We start from the raw sequence: 21,856 nt of genomic DNA, 5'->3' as shown, positions 1-21,856 counted from the left end.
GCGCGCGATGAGCGGCGTCGCCGCGAGGAGCGGCGTCGCCGCGCCGCTTCGCCGCCAGGCCTGGCGCGGGCTGGTGCTGCTGGTGATTGCCATGGTGCTGAGCTCGTGCGGCTGGCGGGGCATCTCCAACGTGGCGATCCCCGGCGGGCCGGGTAGCGGTCCGGATTCGATGACGATCTACGTCCAGGTACCTGACACCCTGGCCATCAACGGCAACAGCAAGGTGATGGTCGCCGACGTCTTCGTCGGATCGATCAAGGCCATCAACCTGAAGAACTGGGTGGCGACCCTGACTTTGGGGGTAAAGAAAAGCGTCAAGCTGCCGAAGAACGCCATCGCCAGGATCGGCCAGACGTCGCTGCTGGGTTCCCAGCACGTGGAACTCGCCGCGCCGCCGAACCCGTCGCAGGACCTGCTGCGCAACGGCGACACCATTCCGCTGAAGAACTCATCGTCGTATCCCACCACCGAGCAAACGTTGGCCAGCCTGTCGTTGATCTTGCGCGGCGGCGGCATCCCCAACCTGGAGGTGCTGCAGAACGAGGTCTACAACATCTTCAACGGCCGGGGCGAGCAGATCCGGTCCTTCCTCGGCAAGCTGGACACCTTCACCTCCCAGCTCAACCAGCAGCGCGACGACATCACGCATGCGATCGACTCCACCAACCGGCTGCTGACCTATGTGGGTGGTCGGGCCGACGTCCTGGACCGGGTGCTGACCGACCTCCCGCCGCTGATCAAGCACTTCGCCGACACCAAGAACCTGCTGATCAACGCCACCGACTCGGTGGGCCGGCTCAGCCAGGCCGCCGACCAGTATCTGTCGGAGGCCCGGGCGCCGCTGCACACCGATCTGCAGGCACTGCAGTGCCCGCTGAAGGAACTCGGTCGCGCCTCGCCGTACCTGATCGGCGCGCTCAAGCTCATCCTGACGCAGCCCTTCGACATCGACACCGTGCCGAAGATGTTCCGCGGTGACTACGTCAACATCTCGCTGACGCTGGACGTCACCTACAGCGCCGTCGACAACGCCTTCCTGACGGGCACCGGATTGTCGGGCGCGCTGCGCGCACTTGAGCAGTCGTTCGGCCGCGACCCGGCGACGATGATCCCCGATGTCCGCTACACGTCGAACCCGAATGACGCGCCCGGCGGGCCGCTGGTGGAAAGGGGGGACCGGAATTGCTGACTCCGTTCATCCGACGTCAGCTGTGGTTGTTCCTTGTCCTGACGGTGGTTTCGCTGCTGGTGCTGGGCATCTACTACCTACAGGTGCCCAGCCTGATGGGAATCGGCCGGTACACGCTCAAGGCGGATCTGCCGGCGTCGGGCGGGTTGTATCCGACCGCTAACGTCACCTATCGGGGCATCACGATCGGCAAGGTCACCGCCGTCGAGCCGACCACCCATGGTGCCGAGGCCACGATGAGTATCGACAGCCAGTACAAGATCCCGGTCGACGCGGTGGCCAATGTGCACTCGGTGTCGGCCGTCGGTGAGCAGTACCTGGACCTGGTTTCGGCGGGCAACCCCGGGAAGTACCTCGCCGCCGGGCAAACCATCACCAAGGGCACGGTGCCCGCCGAGATCGGGCCGGCCCTCGACACCGCCAATCGGGGGCTGGCGGTGTTGCCCAAGGACAAAATCGCCACGCTGCTCGACGAGACCGCCGAGTCCGTGGGTGGGTTGGGGCCCGCGCTGCAGCGTCTGGTCGACTCGACGCAGGCGATCGTCGGTGATTTCCGGACCAACATCACCAACGTCAACGACATCATCCAGAACTCCGGTCCGGTCCTGGATAGTCAGGTCAATTCGAGCGGCAACATCGAACGCTGGGCGCGCAACCTGAACACGCTGGCGGCGCAGGCCGCGGCGCGGGACCAGAACGTGCGCAGCGTCCTGTCCCAGGCGGCACCGACCGCCGACCAGGTCAGCGCGGTGTTCAGCGATGTGCGCGAATCGCTGCCGCAGACGTTGGCGAACCTGGAGGTGGTGTTCGACCTGCTCAAGCGGTACCACAGCGGCCTCGAGCAGGTGCTGGTGTTCCTGCCGCAGGGCGCCTCGATCGCGCAGACGGTGGCCGCGCCGTTCCCGAACCAGGCCGCCCTGGACCTGGCGTTGTCGATCAACCAGCCGCCGCCGTGTCTGACCGGCTTCATCCCGGCTCCGGAGTGGCGGTCGCCGGCCGACACCAGCCTGCAGCCGTTGCCGACCGGAACGTACTGCAAGATTCCGATGGATACGCCGGCCAACAGCGTGCGGGGTTCCCGGAACATTCCGTGCACTGACGTCCCGGGGAAGCGGGCGGCCACGCCGCGCGAGTGCCGCGACCCCCGGCCGTACGTGCCGGCCGGGACGAACCCCTGGTTCGGCGACCCGAATCAGATCCTGACCTGCCCGGCACCGGGCGCGCGCTGTGATCAGTCGGTGCGTCCCGGCATGGTGATCCCGGCGCCATCGATCAACAACGGCATGAACCCGGCTCCCTCGGACCGAGTGGCCGGGACGCCGCCGCCGACCAGCGACCCGTTGACGCGGCCGGGGTCGGGTAGCGTGCAGTGCAACGGACAGCAGCCCAACCCGTGTGTCTACACCCCCGCCGGACCTCCCTCAGCGGTATACAGTCCCCAGAGCGGTGAACTGGTGGGCCCCGACGGGGTCAAATACTCCGTCGAAAACTCGACCAAAACAGGAGACGACGGATGGAAGGAGATGCTGGCGCCCGCCGGCTGAACCCACCACCGATGTCGATGCTTAGCCGTATGCGTCGGAGACGGCCGAAGACCCGCGAGGAATCGGACGACGTCGCCGACGACAGCAACTCCCCGCTGACGTCCGAGGATTCGCCGGATTCCCAGGTCGAAGCCGAGGCCGCCGCGGACGCGGCGGCCCAGCCCGAGGACGCAGCCGAGGCCGACGTCGCTGTAAGTGACACTGACGCGGATCCTGAGCTGGACGCCACGATCGGGGCCGACGATCCGGCGGCGGTCGACGACGACGCGACCGAGCGCCGCCCGTCGCGGCTGACCCGCGGCTGGTTGGCCGGCATCGCCGCGGCTCTGCTGCTGTTCGCCGCGGCCGTCGGCACGGGTGGTTACTTCGCGTTGCGGTACCACCACCAGACCCAGGAGATCGCGCGCAACAACGCCGCGGCGCTCAAGGCCGCGATCGACTGCGTTGCGGCCACGCAGGCGCCCGACACCAACGCGATGATCGCCAGCGAACAGAAGATCATCGACTGCGGCACGGATGCGTTCCGCGCCCAGGCGCTGCTGTACACCGGCATGCTGGTGCAGGCATATAAGGAGTCGAACGTCCACGTTCAGGTTTCCGACGTCCGGGCGGCCGTCGAGCGCACCAACAATGACGGTTCGGTCGACGTGCTGGTGGCAATGCGCGTCAAGGTGGCCAGCGATCAATCGCAGAACGAGACCGGCTACCGGCTCCGGGTGAAGATGGCGCTCGACGAAGGCCAGTACCGGATCGCCAAGCTCGACCAGGTGACGAAGTGACGGTGGTGGTCGAGGAAACTCCCATCACGGCCAACCAAGTGTCATCACAGAACGCCTTGGCGTCCTGGCATATTCGTCTGTGTGCCTTAACTGTCGACGTGCTGCCGCCCGTCGCCGTGGCGACGACCATGGCGTTGGTGTCGTTTACGGTGCCGGCAGGCGGCGCGTGGTGGTGGGTCTCGATTTGCGTGTTGGCCCTGGCTGTCTTGGCGCTGTTGGTCAACCGCTTGCTGTTGCCGCCGACGATCGGCTGGAGCCTGGGCCGCGCCCTGTGCGGCATCGCGGTAACCCGACGCGACGGTGGAGGCGTCGGCGCCTGGGGTCTGTTGCTGCGCGACGTGGCTCACCTGCTCGACACCCTATCGGTGGTGGGATGGCTTTGGCCGCTGTGGGATTCGGGTCATCGGACCTTCGCCGACATGCTGTTGCGCACGGAGGTGCGGTTCTCCCAAATCGCACGGCCGGACGTCCGACGGTGGACCACCGTCGCGGTGCTTGCCGCCGCCGGGCTGTGCCTGGCCGGCGTCGTCATGAGCTACGCGGTGGTGTACTCCCGTGACCGGGCTACCGATCAGACCCAGGCGCAGATCGCGATTCAGGGACCGAAGATCGTCGCGCAGATGCTGACCTACGACCCGAAGACGTTGCGCGACGACTTCACCCGGGCACAGTCGTTGGCCACCGACAAATACCGCGGCCAGCTCAAGGCCCAGCAGGACATCGTCGAAAAGGGAAACCCGGTCATCAACGAGTATTGGGTGACCGACAGCTCGATCGAATCGGCCTCGCCGGATCGGGCGACGATGTTGTTGTTCATGCAGGGACGCCGGGGGGTGGCGCCCGACGAGCGCTACATCACCGCGACCGTGCGGGTCAACTTCGCCAAGGAGGGCGACGGTCGGTGGCGCGTCGACGATCTCGCCGTGCTGACGAAGCCGAAGCCGCCGGGGAATGGGAAATGAGTCCCCGCCGCAAGTTTGCACCCGGCGAAGAGTCGCTGCTTGTCGCGACAGGGCCGGAGACGCTGCGACGGCGGTGGGGTCTACCCGTCGCCAGTGCTGCCGCGGGGGTGCTGATGGTGGTGGCGATCACGCTGACCACCTTGATGCTGGTCTCGCATGAATCCCGGGTACGAGACGCTTCGAAGAACCGCGAAGTGCTCAACTATGTGACGGGCTTCATGACCCAGTTCACCTCTATTGACCCCTACCACGCGAACGACTACGTGATGCGGGTCATGGACCAGGCGACAGGCGATTTCGCGAAGGAATACCACGACAAAGCCAACGAGATTCTGTTGCAGGTCGCCCGGGCGGAACCGGCCAAAGGCGCCATCCTCGGTGCGGCCGTGGAGCGATGGAATGACGATGGCAGCGCGATCGTGATGGTGGCGACCGAAGTGACGTCCAAGTCGCCCGACCAGAAGCAGGTCTTCGAGAACACCAACCGTTGGACGGCAACTGCTACGCGGGAAGGGAATCAGTGGAAGATAAGCAGCCTGCAGCAGGTGATCTGACCGTCGACGAGTCAGCCGATACGGCCTCCGATGAGGCCAGTGAGGGCCAAACCAGCTCGGCGCCAACAGAAGTCGATGCGGAGCAGCCGGGCTCCGAGGGTCAAAATGCGGAGGAATCCGCGGCACCGCCCGAGCAGGGTGGCCGCCGGCGGCGGTGGCTGGCCGGAAAGTGGGCGGCAGTCGCCATCGTGGTGGCCGCGGTGCTGTTCGTCGGCTCCGCGGCGTTCGCGGGCGCGGCCATGCAGCCCTACCTGTCTGATCGGGCCGCGGCGGCCACCAAGCTGAACGTGGCGCGCACGGCCGCCAATGCGATCACGACGCTGTGGACCTACACGCCGGAGAACATGGACAGCCTGGCCGACCGCGCGGCGAACTACCTCAGCGGCGACTTCGAGGCGCAGTACCGCAAATTCGTCGATGCCATCGTCGCCCCGAACAAGCAAGCCAAGATCACCAACACCACCCAGGTCACCGGCGCCGCGGTCGAATCGCTGGACGGCCAGAACGCGGTTGTGATCGTCTACACCAACACCACCTCCACCAGCCCGCTGACCAAGAACATCCCGGCGCTGAAGTATTTGTCCTACCGGCTATTCATGAAACGCGTGCAGGGGCGCTGGCTGGTGACCCGGATGACGACCGTCACCTCGTTGGATCTGACACCGCATCCGTAGCCGGCGCGGCATCGAAATATACTGCCCCGGTGGCTACGTCGCCGGTGTCTGAGCGGTTGACCGTTGCGGCGTTGCTGTTGTTGACCTTCGCCACCGGTCTGGCCGATTCGATCAGCATCTTGGTTCTCGGCCACGTGTTCGTCGCCAACATGACCGGCAACGTGATCTTCCTCGGCTTCTGGCTGGCCCCGCGCACCAACATCGACCTGACGGCGGTGTCGGTCGCGCTGCCCACCTTCGTCGTCACGACCATCTTCAGCGGTCGACTATCCAGGTTTTTCGGCGAGCGGGCCCGCGCCTGGATCACCACCGTGCTGGCCACCGAAATCGTGTTGCTGCTTACCTTGTCGGTGCTGGCCGGCACGGGTGTGCTGCACTATCACGACAACTCCAAACTGATCATGATCGGCTTCCTGGCGGTGACGTTCGGCCTGCAGCACTCGAGCGCGCGCCAGTTCGGAATCCCGGAATTGTCCACCACGGTGTTGACGTCGACGATCGTCAGCCTCGGTCTGGACAGCCGGCTGGCCGGTGGCACGGGCGAGCGCCAAACGTTGCGCTTCGCCGTCGTCGTCACCATGTGTGCCGGTGCGTTTCTCGGCGCGACCCTGTCCCGATTCTTCATCGCTCCGGTGTTCATTCTGGTGGCGGCCGTGGTGGCGGTCAGCCTGGTGATCTTCCGATGCGGCGCTTCCGACGTGAAAGTATCTGCGCCAGAGGGTTTTTAGTTGAAGGCCAGCCAGCTGGGCAGGCCTCGCTCGTGGGAGTCGCACAGCACCTGACGGGTATCGCAGGACCCCCGCGGTGAACCCGCGCCGGCCCACATGCCACCGGTATCGCGGCGCAGTACGATCGCCGACGATCCGCCGCCATCCAGCAACACTGCGGTGTCGCTGCCCAGGCCGCGGAACAGGTCCTGCATGTTGTCCGGGGTGTAGCTGCCGCCCTCGAAGATGTACATCTCGTCGCGCTGCTTGACGTAGGCCAGCGCCGTGCGCGCTGCGCTGGGACCGCCATCGCGCAGCTGTTGGGTCTGGCCGGGGCCGAGCAGCCCGATGCCGGATACCGCGACGAACTTCTCGTTCTTGTTGAGCAGGTCCTCCACCACCGGGGTGGCGGCGTCATAGTCATTCTTGCTGCGGGGCCACACCACGTAGGGGGCGCCGCCGGTGGGCAGGATCATCGTCGTCAACGAGGACCAGCTCTCGCCGCCGCCGGAGAGTCCTTGTTTGCCGGGGTAGGCCACGGTGCCGGTGACGGCCTGATTGGCGCGGCCCTGCCCGTTGGTGTTGTCCACGAACGCGCCCAACGGCGAGCTGCAGCCGGTCTGACGCCACGAGCCGGCCTTCTGTCCGCGCACGTCGAAGAAGTTGGCGTTGATGGCGATGGTCGGCTGCCCCATTCGTTGCCAGGCTTGCAGCGGCGTGTAGAGCTCGGAGGCCTGCCACAGACCCTCGCCGGTGCGGGCGCCGGGGTTGTGCTCGCAGCGGGCCTGATCACCCCGATGCGTGTCGACCAGTAGGTGGGGCGCCAAGCGGGTCGACGCGTTCTTGATGATCATCAGGTGGCCGCCGTTGTTCATCTCATACCAGCGACCGCCGGCATCCAGCAACGGTGTGGGATGGCCCGGCCCGAAGTTGTACACCAGATACGAGCCCTTGGTGGCACCGATCGCGTTTGCGAGCATCTCGCGACCGTCCGCGGCGTGGGCGACCGGAGGCGCGACCGTACTCGTCAGCACGCCGCAGGCGAACATGGCCGCCACGCTGGCCGCCAAGCGGCGCAAGCTGGCGCGTCGTGTCAGCACGGCAGCCCTTTCGGCCCTGATGAATTACAACACGAACATCATCAGTCACACGTGTCACACTGTCAACATACATAACGAACGTGTGACGCTTTGGGCGCGCGCGAATTACGTTTGCTCGCTTGAGCTTTCGGGATCCTTGTCGGTCGGGTCGGCGTCCGCGGGTGCACCTGCGGCCTGGTGTTTGCCGGAGCGGGCTTTCTGTTGGGCTTTCTGTTGGGCTTGGTGTTGGGCCTGGTGTGCTTCGGCGATCGCCAGCTCGACGGCGCCCGGGATCCGGTGGAAGCCGCTGCGGTCATAGCTGCGCGTGACGATGCCACCGATCAGCAGCCCGATCACCAGTCCGATCGCGGTCATCCACAACGCCTGCGATAGTCCCGCCGCGCCGGCGCCGTTGAGATACACCAGCGACCGCACCCCTAAGAACACCTGGTGCATCGGCTCGAATTTGGCCAGCCAGCCGAAGAACGGCGGCACAGCCTGCAGCGGAACGGTGGCGCCGGCCGACGGCAATCCGAAGATCACGAACACCAGCATGCTGAACAGCAAGCCCATCGAACCCAGCACGGCGATAAGCGAACTCGAGGTGACACCGACGGCGACGATCGCGAAAACGCCGAAAGCCCACAGCTGCCAGGCGTGCTGGATCGGCATGCCGAGGCCATGGGCGATAGCAAGGTAAACCCCCGACGTGAGCAGCGCCAGGATCGCCATGATCAACCATTTGATCAACAACGTTCGGAAGCGAGAGATGTTGGCCTGCTCGGCAAATCGGTACACCGGACCCCACTCTGCCGGTACGTATCCGAGCAGCGAGTCGACCAGGGTGGAGACCACGATGCTGCCGGTGAATCCGGCCAGTAGCAACAACAACGCGTAGTAAAACGCCGACAGTCCGTTGCCGGTACCGTTGGGAAGCGCGTTGTACACAGACGACTTGATGTCGATGGGGCTGGCCAGTCCCAACTGTGCCGCTCCGGTCAGCGGCGCCCCGTCCGTCTGCTGCGCAACCTCCGACGAAAGATACTGTCCCACTTTGGTATTGGCCGAAGCCATGGCTTGGCTCAGGGTTTGTCCGGCGATGCTGGAGCCCAACGTGCCCGCGCGCGGATTGGTGAAGATCGTTACCGAGGGGCGCTCTGCTTTTTGGGGCGTGACGGCGCTTGCGCCGAATTCACGCAGATTCGACGAGAACGTGGGTGGGATCACCAGTTCGCCGTAGACCTGCGCTCGGTCCAGTAATTGCTTGGCCTCGTCGTGCGACACGACCCGCACGTCGAACTTGTTCTTGTCCAACGCGGAGACCAGGCCGTCGACGATCTTGGCGCCGGCGGTTCCAGCGTCTTCGTTGACCACCGCGATGGGGAAATGGCGCAGGTTGGTGGCCGGATTCAGGATGCCCCCGAGATACAGCGCACACAGCGCCGACATCAGGGCCAATGTGGCGCCGATCGGCAACGCCCAGAACTTGACCGTCCCCAGTGCTTTCACATTGTGATTCGGGTTTGGCACCGCGTGCCGCGGCTGCGCTTTCGACATGCCAGCTCCTGTCTGTCATGGCCACTCTATTTGCGCTAGCCACCCAGCTTTGCGTGCATCTCCCAGACCAGCAGGTCCGTCGCTTCGCCCGCGGTTAGCCGCAGGCCGTCGGTTTCGGTGAGCCGGACCGCGTCGCCGTCGGCGATCTCGCCTGCCCCCTCGACGGTGAGCCGGCCCCGCGGTACGTAGACGTGCACGAAGGGCGCGGTGGGCGTACTGATGCTGTCGCCGGGGCGCAATCGCGCGCCGTGCAACGCCGCGTTGCGGTTGTGCAGAAAGATGGCGGCATCGCAGCCCGGCCGGCCCGCGGCGATGGGCACAAGTTCGGTGCCCATCTCGCCGATCTCATGTTGTTGGTAGCCGGGGGAGATCGCGGTTTCGTCGGGCACCACCCACATCTGCACGAAATGCACCGGCCGCGTTGCGGAGTCGTTCTTCTCCGAATGCAAGATGCCGTTGCCCGCCGACATGCGTTGGGCCAGGCCGGGATAGATCACGCCGCGATTGCCGGCCGAATCCTGGTGTGTCAGTTGCCCGTCCAGCACCCAGGTGACGATCTCCATGTCGCGGTGCGAGTGCGTGTCAAATCCCGATGCCGGGGCCACCAGGTCGTCATTGTTCACCACCAGCAGCCCGAAATGGGTGTTCTGCGGGTCGTAGTGGTCGCCGAAAGAAAACGAATGCCTGGACGTCAGCCAGGGCGTGGTGGTGACGGCCCGGTCGGCGGCGCGCCGAATCTCGCAGTGGGCAGGCATGACATCAGCGTAGTCATGCTCGGCCCAGCCCGGTGCCGAGCAGTTCCTGCGCATGCGCGAGTGCGGCGTCCAGCTCGGCCAGGGTCAATCCGGCCGGACCGCCCAGGTGGATCTCGATCTGGTATTCCGGCTGGCCGTCCCGGCCGAAGATCGGCAGAACCACGAATTCCGTTGAGATTAAATCTGTTTCGAGGGTAGCGGTGACCGACTGCAGGGTGACCATGGTCATCAGCGTGGTGAGCTGGCGGGCAACCTGTGCGGTCGACTCCAGCGACGCGAGCAGCCCGGCGAGCCGATGGTGCAGCGACTGGTGAGTGTCGTCGAACCGCCACGCGCCGTAGCCGCGGGTTCGGATGTCGGCGAGTACCCGTCGCTGCTGTGCGATCTCGGGTCGACTCAACCGCGGCGTCACGCCCTCTAGCCAGGTCGCGACGAAATCATCGTCGCGCCAGGCCATTGCGACCAGACCGAATGGCGGGTCGATCGGGAAACGCTGGCCCACGGCTTGCTGACCGTCGCTGCCGTGCCCGACCGCGTCGACAGTGGTCAGGTGGCGGCCGCCGATCTTCGACATCGAGCAGCCCGCGCCCAGGGCGTCGTGCAAGAAGGTGAGGGCCTCGCGCCCGCGGTCGAGCAGGGGGAACTGCGCCCGCAGCCCGTGCACGAGGCCGAACAAGCCGCTGCCCAGGCAGAAGCGACGGTCTCCGCGCCGAGCCACCCAGGATCGACGTTCCAGTTCGGCCAGCACCAGTGCGCAGGTCGAGGTGCTGATGCCGCAGCTCCTGGCGAGCTCTGCCGAGGTCCGGCCGTCGGGGGCCTGGGCCAGCGTGGCCAGCACGTCCATCACCCGGGCGGTGGGCGGTGACTTGGCGGTTGACGTGCCCATGCCAACTCCCTACCATCCGTCCTAAATTTCAGAATAAGCATCCTAATAATAGGAGATAGTTGTGCTGAAGGTGGGAGTCTGGGGGCCGGGGTCGATGGGCGTGATCGCGCTGCGGGGAGTGATCGACCACCCCGAGCTGCAACTGACCGATCTCGTCGTCCACAGCGACACCAAAGCGGGCCGTGACGCCGGGGAGCTGTGTGGCATCGCGCCGGTCGGGGTGCTGGCGACCCAGGACCCCGGCCCGATGCTCGCCGGGGATGCCGACGTGGTGGTGTACGCCGCCGCGGCCAATCTGCGCCCGCTGGAGGCCGTGGCCGACATGGCGTCGATCCTGCGTGCGGGAAAGAACGTCGTTTCGTGTTCGGTGGTCCCGCTGGTGTATCCCGACGCGCCCGGGCTGGATCGCGGGGCGTTCACCGATCCGCTGCGCACGGCCGCGCTGGACGGCGGGGTGTCGTTCTTCACCACCGGTATCGACTCGGGGTTCGCCAATGATGTGCTGCCGCTGGTGCTTACCGGCGTCTCCCGGGCCATCGACTCGGTGCGGGTGACGGAGATGTTCAACTACGCCACCTACCCGGACCGGGCGGCGGTTTACGAGATCCTCGGATTCGGCAAGCCGCCAGAATATGCGGCGTTCGCCGCCCAGCCGGGCATATTTACCTTCGGCTGGGGGCCGGTCCTGCACCAGCTCGCCGCGGGGCTGGGCGTCAAGATCGACAACATCAAGGAGAGTAACGAACGCATCCCCGCCACCGAATCGTTCGACACCCCCACCGGGCACGTCGCGCCCGGCACGATCGCGGCCATGCGTTCGACCCTGACCGGTTACGTCGCGGGCAAGCCGACGTTCGTCGTCGACCACGTCACCCGTATGCGCGACGACATCGCGCCGGACTGGCCGCAACCGCAGGTCAGGATCCCACCAAAAGACCTGGGGTACGGTCCGGCGAGCGGGCGCGGCGTCTATCGCGTCGAGATCGACGGCTCCCCGACCATGCGCTGCGAGTTCGAAATGGCCGAGGACCACGACCACGACCTGGGTGCGCGCATTGCGGGCGCGTCGCGGATGGTCAACGTCATCCCGGCGGTATGCGCGGCCGCCCCCGGCTTGTTGTCGGCACTCGATCTGCCACTGATCACTGGGGCCGGCCTGGTGCGGCCGGTCGACGGGCCGGTGCCGGACAGCCGGCTAGTCGGACGCTGAGCACGACGCCAGGCTGGGCGGGGCTGGCATGCCGGCCGGCGTCGAGTTGGCCTGGTCCCGGGTCGCACGCTGGCGCGCGGACGCCCTGCTGTTCAACCAGCAGGCGAGGGCGCCCACGACTAGGCCGATGCCGACGCCGATGTCGGGCCGCTCGCCGAGAATGAGCCACGACAGCACGGCCGCGCCCGCGGGGATGATGGCGAACAACATCGCCACCGCCGCCGCGCCGTGCAGAGTGACTGCTCGCAGGTAAATGCTGACCGCAACCGAGGCGTTGAGCAGCACCATAGCGGTGATTGCGATGATGGCCCGGTGCGCGTCGTGCACGGCGAACGGGGTGACGAGCGCGAACGCCGCCGCGGGAATGAACGCGACGCCGTTCTGTACCGCGCTCATGGTGCGAAAGTCGATGCCCGTGCAGTACCGCTGCTGGTAGACGCCGCCGGCCGAAAGGCCAAGCAGCCCAAGCACAAGCAGTACCAGGACCGGGTCCAGGCCGTGGGTGCCCAGCAAGCGCCGGGCGCAGGCGGCAAGCACCGCGACGACCCCGAGTACCAGCGCGCCGATCCGCAGCCAGCCGAGCGGCTCACGCAGGAACACCGCGGCCAAAATCGCCGTGGTCACCGGATTCATCGCGACCACCACCGCGCACAGCACCGCGGAGGCGCCCAGCAACACCGCCTCGTAGAGGCAACAGAATTGGACCGCCTGGATCAGCAGGCCCGCGACGAGGACGTGTCCGAATTGTGCTCCTCGTGGCCAGGGCGCGCGGGCCAGCAGCGCCCATACCGTGAGAACCAGTGCAGCCAGGCTGAATCGCAACACCAAGACGGCCATCGGGGTCATCCCTGCGACCGCAAGGACACCGATCGGATATCCGAGCGCATAAGTGAATGTCACCGCCGAAGCGGTGCTCAGCGGCATGCGACGCAGTGGCATGGCTTCCATAGTTCGTGAGTTCCTGCCATGCCGTCCAACGATTTTTGCCGATCGCTATCGATCACGATTTGTAATCGAGCAGGCCTTCCTTCAAGAAGTCCCAGCTCGTAGGCCATGGCAATTGATCATGGATGCTGATCGAACTAAGGTTGTGAGGTATGCCTCAGGTGCTTGATATCGCGCCGCTACGAAGCCTGGTCGCGGTCGCCGACTGTGGCGGATTCCACCGGGCGGCCGCCGCGCTGCATCTGAGTCAGTCCGCGGTTAGCCAACACTTACGCAAGGTCGAAAGTGTGGTCGGCGGACCGGTGGTCGAGCGCTCCGGGCGTGGCGTGTTGTTCACCGATATGGGCCAGAAGGTGTTGCGGCATGCGCGCACGATCTTGGCGGCCCACGACGCGGCGCTCGACGACCTCGGCGCCACCGAACATCGGGTGCTGACCGTCGGTGCTACCGAGCACGGTGCGGACGTGATGTTGCCCGCGTTGACCAGCGTGCTGCGCGAGCGGCTCCCCGACCGGCGGCCGCGGTTCCGGCTCGACCGCAACGTATCCCTCGCGGATGCGATCGACCGGGGACTTGTGGACTTGGCGATCATGTTGGACGGATCGGGGCTGGATCGCGCCAATGCTTCGGGAATCGTTCAACTGCAGTGGGTTTCGGCGCGCACGTTCAATATCCGGCGAAACGAGCCGTTGCCGCTGGTCATCTATGCCGAACCGTGCACGCTGCGCGAGCCCGCATTCGCGATTTTGGAGAAGCACGCGATCGGCTACGAGGTCGCGGCAGAGTCGGCCGACCTCGCCGGGCTGTACGCGGCGGTACGGGCCGGTCTCGGGTTGGCTCTGCTGCCGAAGATCGGGAAGCTGCCCGATGGGTTGTGCGCGGCGGAGGGGCTGCCCACGCCGAACTGTGCCTCGATATTGGTGCGCGGCCGCTCCGGAGTTGATCCCGACGTGCTGAGCACCGTCGATGCCGCGGTCCGCGACGTGTTGTCACTCGAAAACTGAACTCGCCGTTGCGGAGTCAACGCAGCGGGTACATCGCTGTGGCCAGTTCCAGAATCTCGGGACGGTCCGCCGGCAGGATGAAGCCAGCGTCGATGGCCCTGTCCAGTGCGGCGGTGAAGCGATCCAGGTATTGCGCTGCGCCGCCCGGGTAGAGCCGGCGCAGAGTCGCCTCGTCGAAGGGTTCACCGCTGCCGAAGATCGCCGACATCACGTTCTCGGTGGTGTCGTCCCAGGCGCCGTCACCGGAGGTCCGGGCAATGGGCACCTCCACCCACGGTGTCCTGACACCGCCGCAGGCGAGACCGTTCGAGTCTAGAACGGGTTGCGGCACTTGGTTTTCCTCCATCTGGATGGGTGGGGCAGCCGGCGCGGGCGCGCCGGTACGAAGCCAGGTACTCAGCGCCGCGATCGCGGCCTGCACCACATAGTGGTGCTGCGGCGCGAAGTTGATGAAATGCCCCAGTTGCTGACCCATCAGCATGTTGGTGGGCGCGTAGGCGGCCACCAGATCCTCGAGCGCCGTGGCGCCGGTGTCGATCGCGGCCACTTGGATCGTGTAGTTGTCGGCATGCGCGGCCCCGGGAACCTCCCAAACTCGTAACCGATCGTTGTCGGGCTGACGGGCGAAGTAGTAGCCATTCCGGACGGCGCCGAAAAGATCCGTTTCGGTGATGAGCGCGACCAGGGGAACGCGCAGGTCGGGCCGGAACGCGACCGCTTGCGGTGTGCTGGACTGCAGGTCGTCGAAGATGGAACCACCGTCGAGCGGTGCCGCGGCGGCGAATCGGGAGTGCACCAAGAAGCCGTCGTAAACCCGGGCGAGCGGATCGACGGCGTTGACGTAGCTCGTCAAAAACATCGCCGACTGCGACTCGCCCAGCGCGACAACGTGGTCGGCACGCAGCCCGCCCAACACGTCCGCGGTCCGGACCAGCTGGGCGGTCTGGGAGAAGATGTCATAGCAAAACGCGTCACCCGGGTGGTGCAGCGCCGCGTACCGGGCCGGGTCTTGGCTTTTCAGTGACATGTCCATGCCGAGCAAGCTGTTTCCGCCCTGGATGCCGACCTGCTGCGCCGAGACCGCCACGTAGGCGTAGCCCGCGCGGACGATCTCGCGGTGCGCCATCATCCACACCGCCGGAGCATCTATGCCGCCGCTGACGTTGAGCCACTCGACCAGCACCGTCCCGTTGAACCTGGCCTGGTCGGCCGGGGTCAGCACCACGATGCGAGTGGTGTATTCAGCGGTTCCGCACGGGGTTACGTCCCATCTTCCATCTGCCGTCAGCTCCGATGCGGGGCAGTAGGAGGCGGCGGTTCCGGAGACCAGGAATTCCGCGGCGACGTAGCCGACCTCGCGAATGTCGAACGCGCCCAACAACAACAGGGGTTTACCGGCTATCGGCGTGACGCTGGGGGACTCCGCCATGGCAACACCCTTCGGGATCGGCAACTACCCCGTCACAGCGAGCGGGGCAGCCCAAACTTCGCGAACAACGCGTCGTCCAAGAAGGCAACCACATGCGATACCCCGTCGGGGCCGATATCCAGCACATGCAGCTGAAATGCTGCGTGCCGCGGGCCGGTCCGCATGTACATCGCCGCGGCCGGTTGCCCGTTGGCAACCAGCGGGATCATCCGCATATCGCCCGCAGCTTCGGCCGGGCATTGCTGGTGAATCAGGGCGATGATGTCTTGCGGACCCCGATACCAGCCGGTGTACGGCGGCATTTCCCAGACCGCCTCGGTGGTGAACAGCTCCACCAGCCGGTCGATGTCGTAGGTTTCGAACGCCGTGATGTAGCGCGCCAGCAGGTCCTGCGCTTCGGCCGAATCGGGGGCCGCCAGCCGATCATTCGGGCTGGGCCGCACGCTCTCGAGTTGGGACCGGGCGCGCTGCAACAGGCTGTTGACCGCGGTCGTGGTGGTGCCGATCGCGTCCGCCACTTCTGCCGAACGCCATTGCAGCACGTCACGCAGCAGCAACACCGCCCGCTGCCGGGGTGGGAGATGCTGCAGCGCAGCGACAAAGGCCAGTCGCACCGACTCCCGGGAGGCCACGATGACCGACGGATCGGCCGCGTCCTCGGTCAGATCGGGTAGCGGCTCGAGCCACGGCACCTCGCGGCGTTCCACCAGCTCGGCCGCCGGGTCCGAACTGGGAGCACCCAGGCCGGTCGGCAGTGGGCGGCGCTGCCGACCCTGCAATGCGCTCAGGCAGGTGTTGGTGGCGATGCGGTGCAGCCAGGTACGCAGCGACGACTGGCCTTCGAACTGGTCGTAGGCCTTCCACGCTCGCAACAACGTCTCCTGCACCAGGTCTTCCGCGTCGTGCAGTGACCCAGTCATCCGGTAACAGTGCGCGAGCAGTTCGCGACGATAGGGCTCGGCACGGGCCGAGAAGTCACCCGTGCCGCGGCTTCCTGCGTCGCCGGAATCCTCCGCGAGCAAGCTCACCCGGCTGAGCCTACGCAGAGTCTCGGACAACGGCGTCCCGGGAGCCATTACGCTGCCCCTAATGATGAGGACGTCCCATGACCCGCACTGAACGGAACTTCGATGGCCTGGGCGGCGTGCGCATCGTGTACGACGTCTGGGCCCCGGACGCGATCGTGGGAATGCACCAGCACACCCCCGCGCGCGCCGTCGTGGTGCTTTCTCACGGTCTCGGGGAGTACGCCCGACGCTACGACCACGTGGCCCAGTGCTTCGCGGCGGCCGGGCTGGTCACCTACGCGCTGGATCACCGTGGGCACGGCCGCTCCGGCGGCAAACGCATGCTGGTCCGCGACATCTCCGAATACACGGCCGACTTCGACACCCTGGTCGGCCTTGCGACCAGGGAACATCCCGGCCTCAAGACCATCGTGGTCGGGCACAGCATGGGCGGCGCCATCGTCTTCGCCTACGGCGTCGAGCGCCCGGACAATTACGACCTCATGGTGCTGTCCGGCCCCGCGGTGGCGGCCCAGGACCAGGTGTCGCCGCTGCTGGCCGTCGCGGGCAAGGTATTGGGTGTGGTGCTGCCCGGGCTGCCAGTGCAAGACCTCGACGTCCAGGCCATCTCCCGCGACCCCGAGGTGGTCGCGGCCTACCAGGCCGACCCGCTGGTCTATCACGGCAAGGTCCCGGCCGGTGTCGGACGGGCGATGCTGCAGGTCGGCGAGACCATGCCGCAGCGCGCGCCGGCGCTCACCGCGCCGCTGCTGGTGGTGCACGGCGAGCAGGACCGGCTGGTGTCCGTCGCCGGCAGTCGCCGGCTGGTCGAGTGTGTGGGCTCCACCGATGTCACGCTGAAGGTCTACCCGGGGCTCTACCACGAGGTGTTCAACGAGCCGGAGCGCGACCAAGTACTCGGCGACGTGGTCACCTGGATCACCGACCGGCTGTAGGGCTCCCGTTGTCGGACCGCTCCCGTACTTTGGCGCTAATGAGTCGCGCCGGCGACGATGCACAGCGCACTGATCAGGAGGAGTAGCGCTAATGAAGGACGATAAGATGTTGGCGCGCATCGCTGCGCTGCTGCGTCAGGCTGAAGGCACGGACAACGCCCACGAGGCCGACGCCTTCATGAGCGCCGCGCAGCGGCTGGCAACGGCGGCATCGATCGACTTGGCCGTGGCGCGGTCCCATTCATCCAATCGTTCTGCGGCGCAGGCGCCGACGCAGCGGACCATCACAATCGGCGAGGCCGGTACCAAGGGCCTGCGCACCTATGTGCAGCTCTTCGTGCTGATCGCCGCCGCTAACGACGTCAAGTGTGACGTCGCCTCGAATTCGACGTTCTGTTATGCCTACGGGTTTCCCGAGGACATCGACGCCAGCCACGCCCTGTACGCCAGCTTGGTGGTTCAGATGGTCCGGGCCTCCGACGCCTATCTCGCCTCCGGTGCACACCGGCCGACGCCCACGATCACGGCCCGCCTCAACTTTCAGCTGGCCTTCGGCGCCCGCGTGGGTCAGCGGCTCAGCGAAGCGCGCGAGCAGGCCCGGCGGGAAGCCACCGAGGATCGCAGCCGCCGGCCCGGTACCGCTATCGCCTTGCGGGACAAGGACATTGAGCTGCACGACTACTACCGCAAGGCATCCAAGGCGCGCGGCACCTGGCAGGCCAGCCGGGCCTCGGCCGGGTATTCGTCGGCGGCGCGCCGCGCCGGCGACCGGGCCGGGCGGCGGGCCCGGCTCGGCAACAGCACCGAGTTGCCGGGAGCGCGGAGCGCGCTGGGCAGGTGACCCCGCGGGATTCTCAACGCGCCAAGGTGTATGCGGCCGAGGAGTTCGTCCGGACGGTGCTAGACCGTGTCGCCGAACATGGTTCGCCGGCCGTCGAGTTCTTCGGGACACAGTTGACCTTGCCGCCGGAGGCGCGATTCGGCTCCGTCGCGTCGGTGCAGCGTTATGTTGACCGAGTGCTTGGGCTACCGGCAGTGCGGCAACGCTGGCCCGACGTGGCGCCGCTGAGCGTGCGTGCCCGCCGGGCGGCCACCGCTGCCCACTACGAAAACCGGGACGGCATCGGGATTATCGCGGTTCCGGACCGCGATACCGCGGACTGGGCGCTGCGCGAGCTGGTGGTGTTGCACGAAGTGGCACACCACCTGTCTCAGGCGCAGCCGCCGCATGGCCCGCAGTTCGTCGAAACAATCACCGCGCTGGCCGAGCTGGTGATGGGACCCGAGGTTGGCTACGTGCTGCGGGTCGTCTACGCCAAAGAGGGCGTCCGGTGACCGTCGATGATGCGGGCCGCGCCGCAGCCGGACGCTCGGGTGCGAGTGATCCCGACACCCGGGCGCGCGACGTCGAGAGCCAACTGACCGACGACGAACGATTCACGCTATTGGTTTCGGTGATGGGGCAATCCGACCTGTGGCCGCTGCGCGACGACCGCATCCCGCCGGGGACGCCGATGAGCGCCGGATACGTGCCGGGCATTCCGCGGCTGGGCGTACCGGCGTTGCGGATGAGCGACGCCGGCCTCGGGGTGACCAACCCGGGTTACCGCCCGGGCGACACCGCCACCGCACTGCCGGCCGGATTGGCGCTGGCGGCCGGATTCGACCCGGTACTTGCACGCGCGGCCGGTCGCCTGATCGGGCGTGAGGCACATAGCCGTGGGTTCAACGTGCAACTGGCCGGCGCAATGAATCTCGCGCGCGACCCGCGGAACGGCCGTAACTTCGAATACCTCTCTGAGGACCCGCTTTTGACGGCGACGATGGCCGCGGAGTCGGTCACCGGAATACAGCAACAGGGCGTCATCTCGACCGTCAAACATTATTCGCTGAATTGCAACGAAACCAATCGGCATTGGTTGAACGCGGTGATCGATCCCGACGCCCATCGCGAATCCGACCTGCTGGCCTTCGAGATCGCCATCGAGCGGTCCCAGCCCGGGGCGGTGATGACGGCCTACAACAAAGTCAACGGCCACTATGCTTCATCGAACAGCGTACTGATCAACGAAGTTCTCAAAGACGCGTGGGCATACCGCGGTTGGGTCATGTCCGACTGGGGCGCCACGCCAAGCTGGGAGTGCGCGCTGCACGGCTTGGACCAAGAATGCGGCGCCCAGATCGACACCGTGCTCTGGCGAGCTGAGGCGTTCTCTCAACCGCTGCGCGCCGCGTATGTCGAAGGCCGGTTGCCCAAAGAGCGGCTCTCGGACATGGTGCGCCGTATCCTGCGCTCGATCTTCGCGATCGGAATCGATGACGGCCCAGCAGCACCCATCGGTGAGCCGGATATGGCCGCCCACAACGATGTTGCGCTGCAAATCGCGCGGCAGGGCCTGGTGCTGCTGCAAAACCGCGGGGTGCTGCCACTGGCTGCCCCGGCGCGGATCGCCGTCATCGGCGGTTACGCGCAACTCGGTGTGCCTACCGGGTACGGGTCGAGTGCCGTTGTGCCGCCGGGAGGGTATGCGGCAACCATCCCAATCGGCGGCCCCGGCTTGACGGGCGGCACCCGCAACCTTTACCTCTTGCCGTCGAGCCCCATGGCGGAACTGAGCAAACGCTTCCCGAAGGCGCAGCTCGAATTCGATCCCGGCCTCAGCCCCGCGGAGGCCGCGCAGGTTGCACGTCGATCCGATGTGGCGATCGTCTTCGGAATCCGGGTGGAGGGCGAAGGTTTCGACAGCGCCGACCTATCGCTGCCCTGGGGTCAGGACGCGGTCATCGCCGCCGTCGCGGCGGTCAACCCGAACACGGTGGTGGTGCTGGAAACCGGCAACCCGGTGGTCATGCCGTGGCAGGAGGCCGCCAATGCGATTCTGCAGGCCTGGTACCCAGGCCAGGAGGGTGGCCGTGCGATCGCGGAAATTATTGCCGGCCAGGTCAACCCGTCCGGTCGGCTACCGATCACCTTTCCGGCAGACCTCGACCAGACACCTCGCCCAAGGCTGCCCGGCGCGGGTGCCGCAGTGGGCACACCGACCACCATCGACTATTCCGAGGGGGCTGAGGTGGGGTACCGCTGGTTCGCCGGCCGCGGCCACGCGCCGCTGTTCGCGTTCGGACATGGCCTGTCTTACACCAGCTTTGACCATCGAGAGCTAACCGTCGTCGGCGGCGACACCATCACGGCCAGCCTCGACGTCACCAACACCGGCACGGTTCCTGGGGCAGATGTCCCACAGCTGTATCTGACCCACGCGGCCGGTGTGCAGCGGATGCGGTTGCTGGGATTCGAACGAATAGAGCTGGACCCGGGGCAGACGCGCCGAGTGAATATCGTTGCCGATCCGCGGTTGCTGGCCCGCTATGACGGGCAGCGTGGCAACTGGCGGATCGCGCCGGGCCGCTACCGGGTGGCGGTCGGCGCCTCGGCGGTTGCATTACGACTGACGGCCGAGGTTGAGCTGACCGGCCGCGCGTTCGGGCGCTGAGGGGCGAGTGAGAAGGTGTAGCTCGAACGCGCGACCGGCCGCGAGTACTTACTTGACCGGCACGAGCGGTGAGCCGCAGGTGCAGCGGTAGTCTTCGCCCGATCCCGAGCAATGGCAGCCGACTTCGATACGGACGCGACAACCGCAGCCCTCGTGACCGCAGGTCAGCAGGGTTCCCTCTTCGTAGTTCGCCATGTGAATCACCCTCACTTGCTTAGGGATTCCGCGATTCACCGGAATCCGTTCGATCAATCTGTAAACAGCGGACCCGTCGACCGGACCACCACCCTCACCATATACCCCATACGGGTATCCGGTAAAGACGGTGCGCGTCCTTTATTCCTTGTGGACGCGTGACCAGCGGCTACTGTGCGGCGCATCGACCCCGGCTAGCGTTGATGAATGACCGAAAAACCCACTCCCAAAGACGTCGACGCCTTCTTGGACAGCACCGTGATCGGCGAGGATCCAGCGTTATCAGCGGCGCTGGCGGTCAGCGACGCGGCCGGGCTTCCGCAGATCGCCGTGTCGCCGCAGCAGGGCAAGTTCTTGTCCGTGCTGGCCGCTGCCATTGGGGCGCGCCGCATCCTCGAGATCGGGACGCTCGGCGGATTCAGCACCATCTGGCTGGCCCGCGGTGCCGGCCCGCAGGCGCAGGTGGTGACCCTCGAATACGAACCCCGGCATGCCGAGGTCGCCCGGGCCAACCTGCAACAAGCCGGTGTCGCCGACCGGGTGCAGGTGATGGTCGGTCCTGCACTGGAAACTTTGCCGACCGTGTCGGGTGCACCCTTCGACATGGTCTTCGTCGACGCGGACAAAGAGAATTACGTCGCCTACCTCGAGTGGGCCGTCAAACTGGCCCGGCCCGGGGCACTCATCGTGCTGGACAACGTTATTCGTGAAGGTGCGATCCTCACTCCCGAAACCGCGGATGCCAGGGCCCAAGCGACGCGCCGCACACTACAGGTGATGGGCGAGCACCCAAGGCTGGACACCGCGGTGCTGCAAACCGTCGGCGCCAAGCGCTGGGACGGCTTCGCGATCGCGCTGGTGAAGTAGCTGCGGGACGGTAATTTTCGTTGCTGACGCCGTGTGGCCAGGCGTAATCTTGGAAAAGATGGA

The 21,856-nt window shown here is 66.3% G+C and carries 21 protein-coding genes and 1 pseudogene; 14 read left to right on the top strand and 8 right to left on the bottom strand.

Features of this window, described 5'->3' with window-relative positions; genetic code table 11:
* Positions 1 to 7: 7 nt before the first annotated feature.
* Genes G6N33_RS10530 through G6N33_RS10500 form a run of 7 tightly spaced genes read left to right on the top strand, consistent with a single transcriptional unit; the run spans position 8 to position 6,430 of the window.
* On the top strand, positions 8 to 1,189 hold the full coding sequence (locus tag G6N33_RS10530) for a virulence factor Mce family protein (RefSeq protein WP_101528398.1): 1,182 nt from the start codon (positions 8 to 10) through the stop codon (positions 1,187 to 1,189).
* Positions 1,183 to 2,733 (top strand): MCE family protein, encoded by a 1,551-nt coding sequence (locus G6N33_RS10525; protein WP_044509388.1) that lies wholly within the window; start codon positions 1,183 to 1,185, stop codon positions 2,731 to 2,733. The genes G6N33_RS10530 and G6N33_RS10525 overlap by 7 nt, the downstream gene beginning before the upstream one ends.
* Positions 2,703 to 3,512, top strand: coding sequence for a hypothetical protein (locus G6N33_RS10520; protein WP_044509390.1), 810 nt, complete (start codon positions 2,703 to 2,705; stop codon positions 3,510 to 3,512). The genes G6N33_RS10525 and G6N33_RS10520 overlap by 31 nt, the downstream gene beginning before the upstream one ends.
* On the top strand, positions 3,509 to 4,474 hold the full coding sequence (locus G6N33_RS10515) for an RDD family protein (protein ID WP_101528399.1): 966 nt from the start codon (positions 3,509 to 3,511) through the stop codon (positions 4,472 to 4,474). Before G6N33_RS10520 ends, G6N33_RS10515 begins: the two co-directional genes overlap by 4 nt.
* Positions 4,471 to 5,028, top strand: a complete 558-nt coding sequence (locus G6N33_RS10510; RefSeq protein ID WP_044509392.1) for a mammalian cell entry protein — start codon at positions 4,471 to 4,473, stop codon at positions 5,026 to 5,028. The genes G6N33_RS10515 and G6N33_RS10510 overlap by 4 nt, the downstream gene beginning before the upstream one ends.
* The gene (locus G6N33_RS10505; RefSeq protein ID WP_044509393.1) at positions 4,995 to 5,702 is read left to right on the top strand and encodes a hypothetical protein; all 708 of its coding nucleotides are present in this window, start codon (positions 4,995 to 4,997) and stop codon (positions 5,700 to 5,702) included. Before G6N33_RS10510 ends, G6N33_RS10505 begins: the two co-directional genes overlap by 34 nt.
* Positions 5,703 to 5,731: 29 nt before the next feature.
* Positions 5,732 to 6,430: a YoaK family protein gene (locus G6N33_RS10500; protein WP_044509394.1), complete on the top strand. Its 699-nt coding sequence runs from the start codon at positions 5,732 to 5,734 to the stop codon at positions 6,428 to 6,430.
* Here the strand turns inward: G6N33_RS10500 and G6N33_RS10495 are convergent.
* The 4 genes from G6N33_RS10495 to G6N33_RS10480 all read right to left on the bottom strand — a co-directional run bounded on the left by G6N33_RS10495 (position 6,427) and on the right by G6N33_RS10480 (position 10,686).
* Positions 6,427 to 7,509 (bottom strand): phosphodiester glycosidase family protein, encoded by a 1,083-nt coding sequence (locus tag G6N33_RS10495; protein WP_044509395.1) that lies wholly within the window; start codon positions 7,507 to 7,509, stop codon positions 6,427 to 6,429. The two genes, G6N33_RS10500 and G6N33_RS10495, sit on opposite strands and share 4 nt — an antisense overlap.
* Positions 7,510 to 7,614: 105 nt before the next feature.
* Positions 7,615 to 9,045, bottom strand: a complete 1,431-nt coding sequence (locus tag G6N33_RS10490) for a YhgE/Pip domain-containing protein (protein ID WP_044509396.1) — start codon at positions 9,043 to 9,045, stop codon at positions 7,615 to 7,617.
* A 35-nt stretch (positions 9,046 to 9,080) separates the two neighbouring features.
* Positions 9,081 to 9,800 (bottom strand): pirin family protein, encoded by a 720-nt coding sequence (locus tag G6N33_RS10485; RefSeq protein WP_044512701.1) that lies wholly within the window; start codon positions 9,798 to 9,800, stop codon positions 9,081 to 9,083.
* Positions 9,801 to 9,813: 13 nt separating this feature from the next.
* A complete protein-coding gene (locus G6N33_RS10480) occupies positions 9,814 to 10,686 on the bottom strand; it encodes a MarR family transcriptional regulator (protein ID WP_044509397.1) in 873 nt (290 codons plus the stop codon).
* A gap of 61 nt (positions 10,687 to 10,747) precedes the next feature.
* Between G6N33_RS10480 and G6N33_RS10475 the strand changes: the two genes are divergently transcribed.
* Positions 10,748 to 11,896, top strand: coding sequence for an NAD(P)H-dependent amine dehydrogenase family protein (locus G6N33_RS10475; protein ID WP_081662147.1), 1,149 nt, complete (start codon positions 10,748 to 10,750; stop codon positions 11,894 to 11,896).
* Here G6N33_RS10475 and G6N33_RS10470 read toward each other — a convergent pair.
* A complete protein-coding gene (locus G6N33_RS10470) occupies positions 11,882 to 12,820 on the bottom strand; it encodes a DMT family transporter (RefSeq protein ID WP_044512702.1) in 939 nt (312 codons plus the stop codon). The genes G6N33_RS10475 and G6N33_RS10470 overlap by 15 nt on opposite strands.
* Positions 12,821 to 12,993: 173 nt before the next feature.
* On the opposite strand from G6N33_RS10470, the gene G6N33_RS10465 reads away from it, so the two are divergent.
* Positions 12,994 to 13,845, top strand: coding sequence for a LysR family transcriptional regulator (locus G6N33_RS10465; protein ID WP_044509399.1), 852 nt, complete (start codon positions 12,994 to 12,996; stop codon positions 13,843 to 13,845).
* A gap of 16 nt (positions 13,846 to 13,861) precedes the next feature.
* Here G6N33_RS10465 and G6N33_RS10460 read toward each other — a convergent pair whose 3' ends face one another.
* A complete protein-coding gene (locus G6N33_RS10460; protein WP_044509400.1) occupies positions 13,862 to 15,274 on the bottom strand; it encodes an alpha/beta hydrolase domain-containing protein in 1,413 nt (470 codons plus the stop codon).
* Positions 15,275 to 15,306: 32 nt separating this feature from the next.
* A pseudogene (locus tag G6N33_RS10455) lies at positions 15,307 to 16,426 on the bottom strand (sigma-70 family RNA polymerase sigma factor).
* Between G6N33_RS10455 and G6N33_RS10450 the strand changes: the two are divergent.
* From G6N33_RS10450 to G6N33_RS10435, 4 genes are all read left to right on the top strand, one after another.
* Positions 16,419 to 17,237, top strand: a complete 819-nt coding sequence (locus G6N33_RS10450) for an alpha/beta hydrolase (RefSeq protein WP_232069477.1) — start codon at positions 16,419 to 16,421, stop codon at positions 17,235 to 17,237. The pseudogene G6N33_RS10455 and the gene G6N33_RS10450 overlap by 8 nt on opposite strands.
* 91 nt (positions 17,238 to 17,328) lie before the next feature.
* The gene (locus tag G6N33_RS10445) at positions 17,329 to 18,078 is read left to right on the top strand and encodes a DUF2786 domain-containing protein (protein WP_044509403.1); all 750 of its coding nucleotides are present in this window, start codon (positions 17,329 to 17,331) and stop codon (positions 18,076 to 18,078) included.
* Positions 18,075 to 18,572 (top strand): TIGR04338 family metallohydrolase, encoded by a 498-nt coding sequence (locus G6N33_RS10440; RefSeq protein WP_044509404.1) that lies wholly within the window; start codon positions 18,075 to 18,077, stop codon positions 18,570 to 18,572. Before G6N33_RS10445 ends, G6N33_RS10440 begins: the two co-directional genes overlap by 4 nt.
* Complete coding sequence (locus G6N33_RS10435; RefSeq protein WP_231382536.1) at positions 18,569 to 20,731, top strand: beta-glucosidase; 2,163 nt, start codon at positions 18,569 to 18,571, stop codon at positions 20,729 to 20,731. The genes G6N33_RS10440 and G6N33_RS10435 overlap by 4 nt, the downstream gene beginning before the upstream one ends.
* A 48-nt stretch (positions 20,732 to 20,779) precedes the next feature.
* Here G6N33_RS10435 and mymT read toward each other — a convergent pair whose 3' ends face one another.
* Positions 20,780 to 20,941, bottom strand: a complete 162-nt coding sequence (gene mymT / locus G6N33_RS10430; protein ID WP_101528410.1) for a copper-binding metallothionein MymT — start codon at positions 20,939 to 20,941, stop codon at positions 20,780 to 20,782.
* A gap of 192 nt (positions 20,942 to 21,133) precedes the next feature.
* Between mymT and G6N33_RS10425 the strand changes: the two genes are divergently transcribed.
* Complete coding sequence (locus G6N33_RS10425; protein WP_044509405.1) at positions 21,134 to 21,793, top strand: O-methyltransferase; 660 nt, start codon at positions 21,134 to 21,136, stop codon at positions 21,791 to 21,793.
* Positions 21,794 to 21,856: the final 63 nt, after the last annotated feature.

This window comes from Mycobacterium simiae (genome assembly GCF_010727605.1).
GTDB classification, from domain to species: Bacteria; Actinomycetota; Actinomycetes; order Mycobacteriales; family Mycobacteriaceae; genus Mycobacterium; species Mycobacterium simiae.
This window is presented reverse-complemented; position numbering and strand designations above follow the sequence as displayed.

Excerpts from the sequence above, each read along its gene's own strand:
- G6N33_RS10445 (WP_044509403.1), top strand. The coding sequence starts at position 17,329 with ATGAAGGACGATAAGATGTTGGCGCGCATCGCTGCGCTGCTGCGTCAG.
- G6N33_RS10480 (WP_044509397.1), bottom strand. The coding sequence starts at position 10,686 with ATGGGCACGTCAACCGCCAAGTCACCGCCCACCGCCCGGGTGATGGAC.
- G6N33_RS10490 (WP_044509396.1), bottom strand. The coding sequence starts at position 9,045 with ATGTCGAAAGCGCAGCCGCGGCACGCGGTGCCAAACCCGAATCACAAT.
- G6N33_RS10460 (WP_044509400.1), bottom strand. The coding sequence starts at position 15,274 with ATGGCGGAGTCCCCCAGCGTCACGCCGATAGCCGGTAAACCCCTGTTG.
- G6N33_RS10485 (WP_044512701.1), bottom strand. The coding sequence starts at position 9,800 with ATGCCTGCCCACTGCGAGATTCGGCGCGCCGCCGACCGGGCCGTCACC.
- G6N33_RS10510 (WP_044509392.1), top strand. The coding sequence starts at position 4,471 with ATGAGTCCCCGCCGCAAGTTTGCACCCGGCGAAGAGTCGCTGCTTGTC.
- G6N33_RS10425 (WP_044509405.1), top strand. The coding sequence starts at position 21,134 with ATGACCGAAAAACCCACTCCCAAAGACGTCGACGCCTTCTTGGACAGC.
- G6N33_RS10520 (WP_044509390.1), top strand. The coding sequence starts at position 2,703 with ATGGAAGGAGATGCTGGCGCCCGCCGGCTGAACCCACCACCGATGTCG.
- G6N33_RS10465 (WP_044509399.1), top strand. The coding sequence starts at position 12,994 with ATGCCTCAGGTGCTTGATATCGCGCCGCTACGAAGCCTGGTCGCGGTC.
- G6N33_RS10470 (WP_044512702.1), bottom strand. The coding sequence starts at position 12,820 with ATGCCGCTGAGCACCGCTTCGGCGGTGACATTCACTTATGCGCTCGGA.
- G6N33_RS10530 (WP_101528398.1), top strand. The coding sequence starts at position 8 with ATGAGCGGCGTCGCCGCGAGGAGCGGCGTCGCCGCGCCGCTTCGCCGC.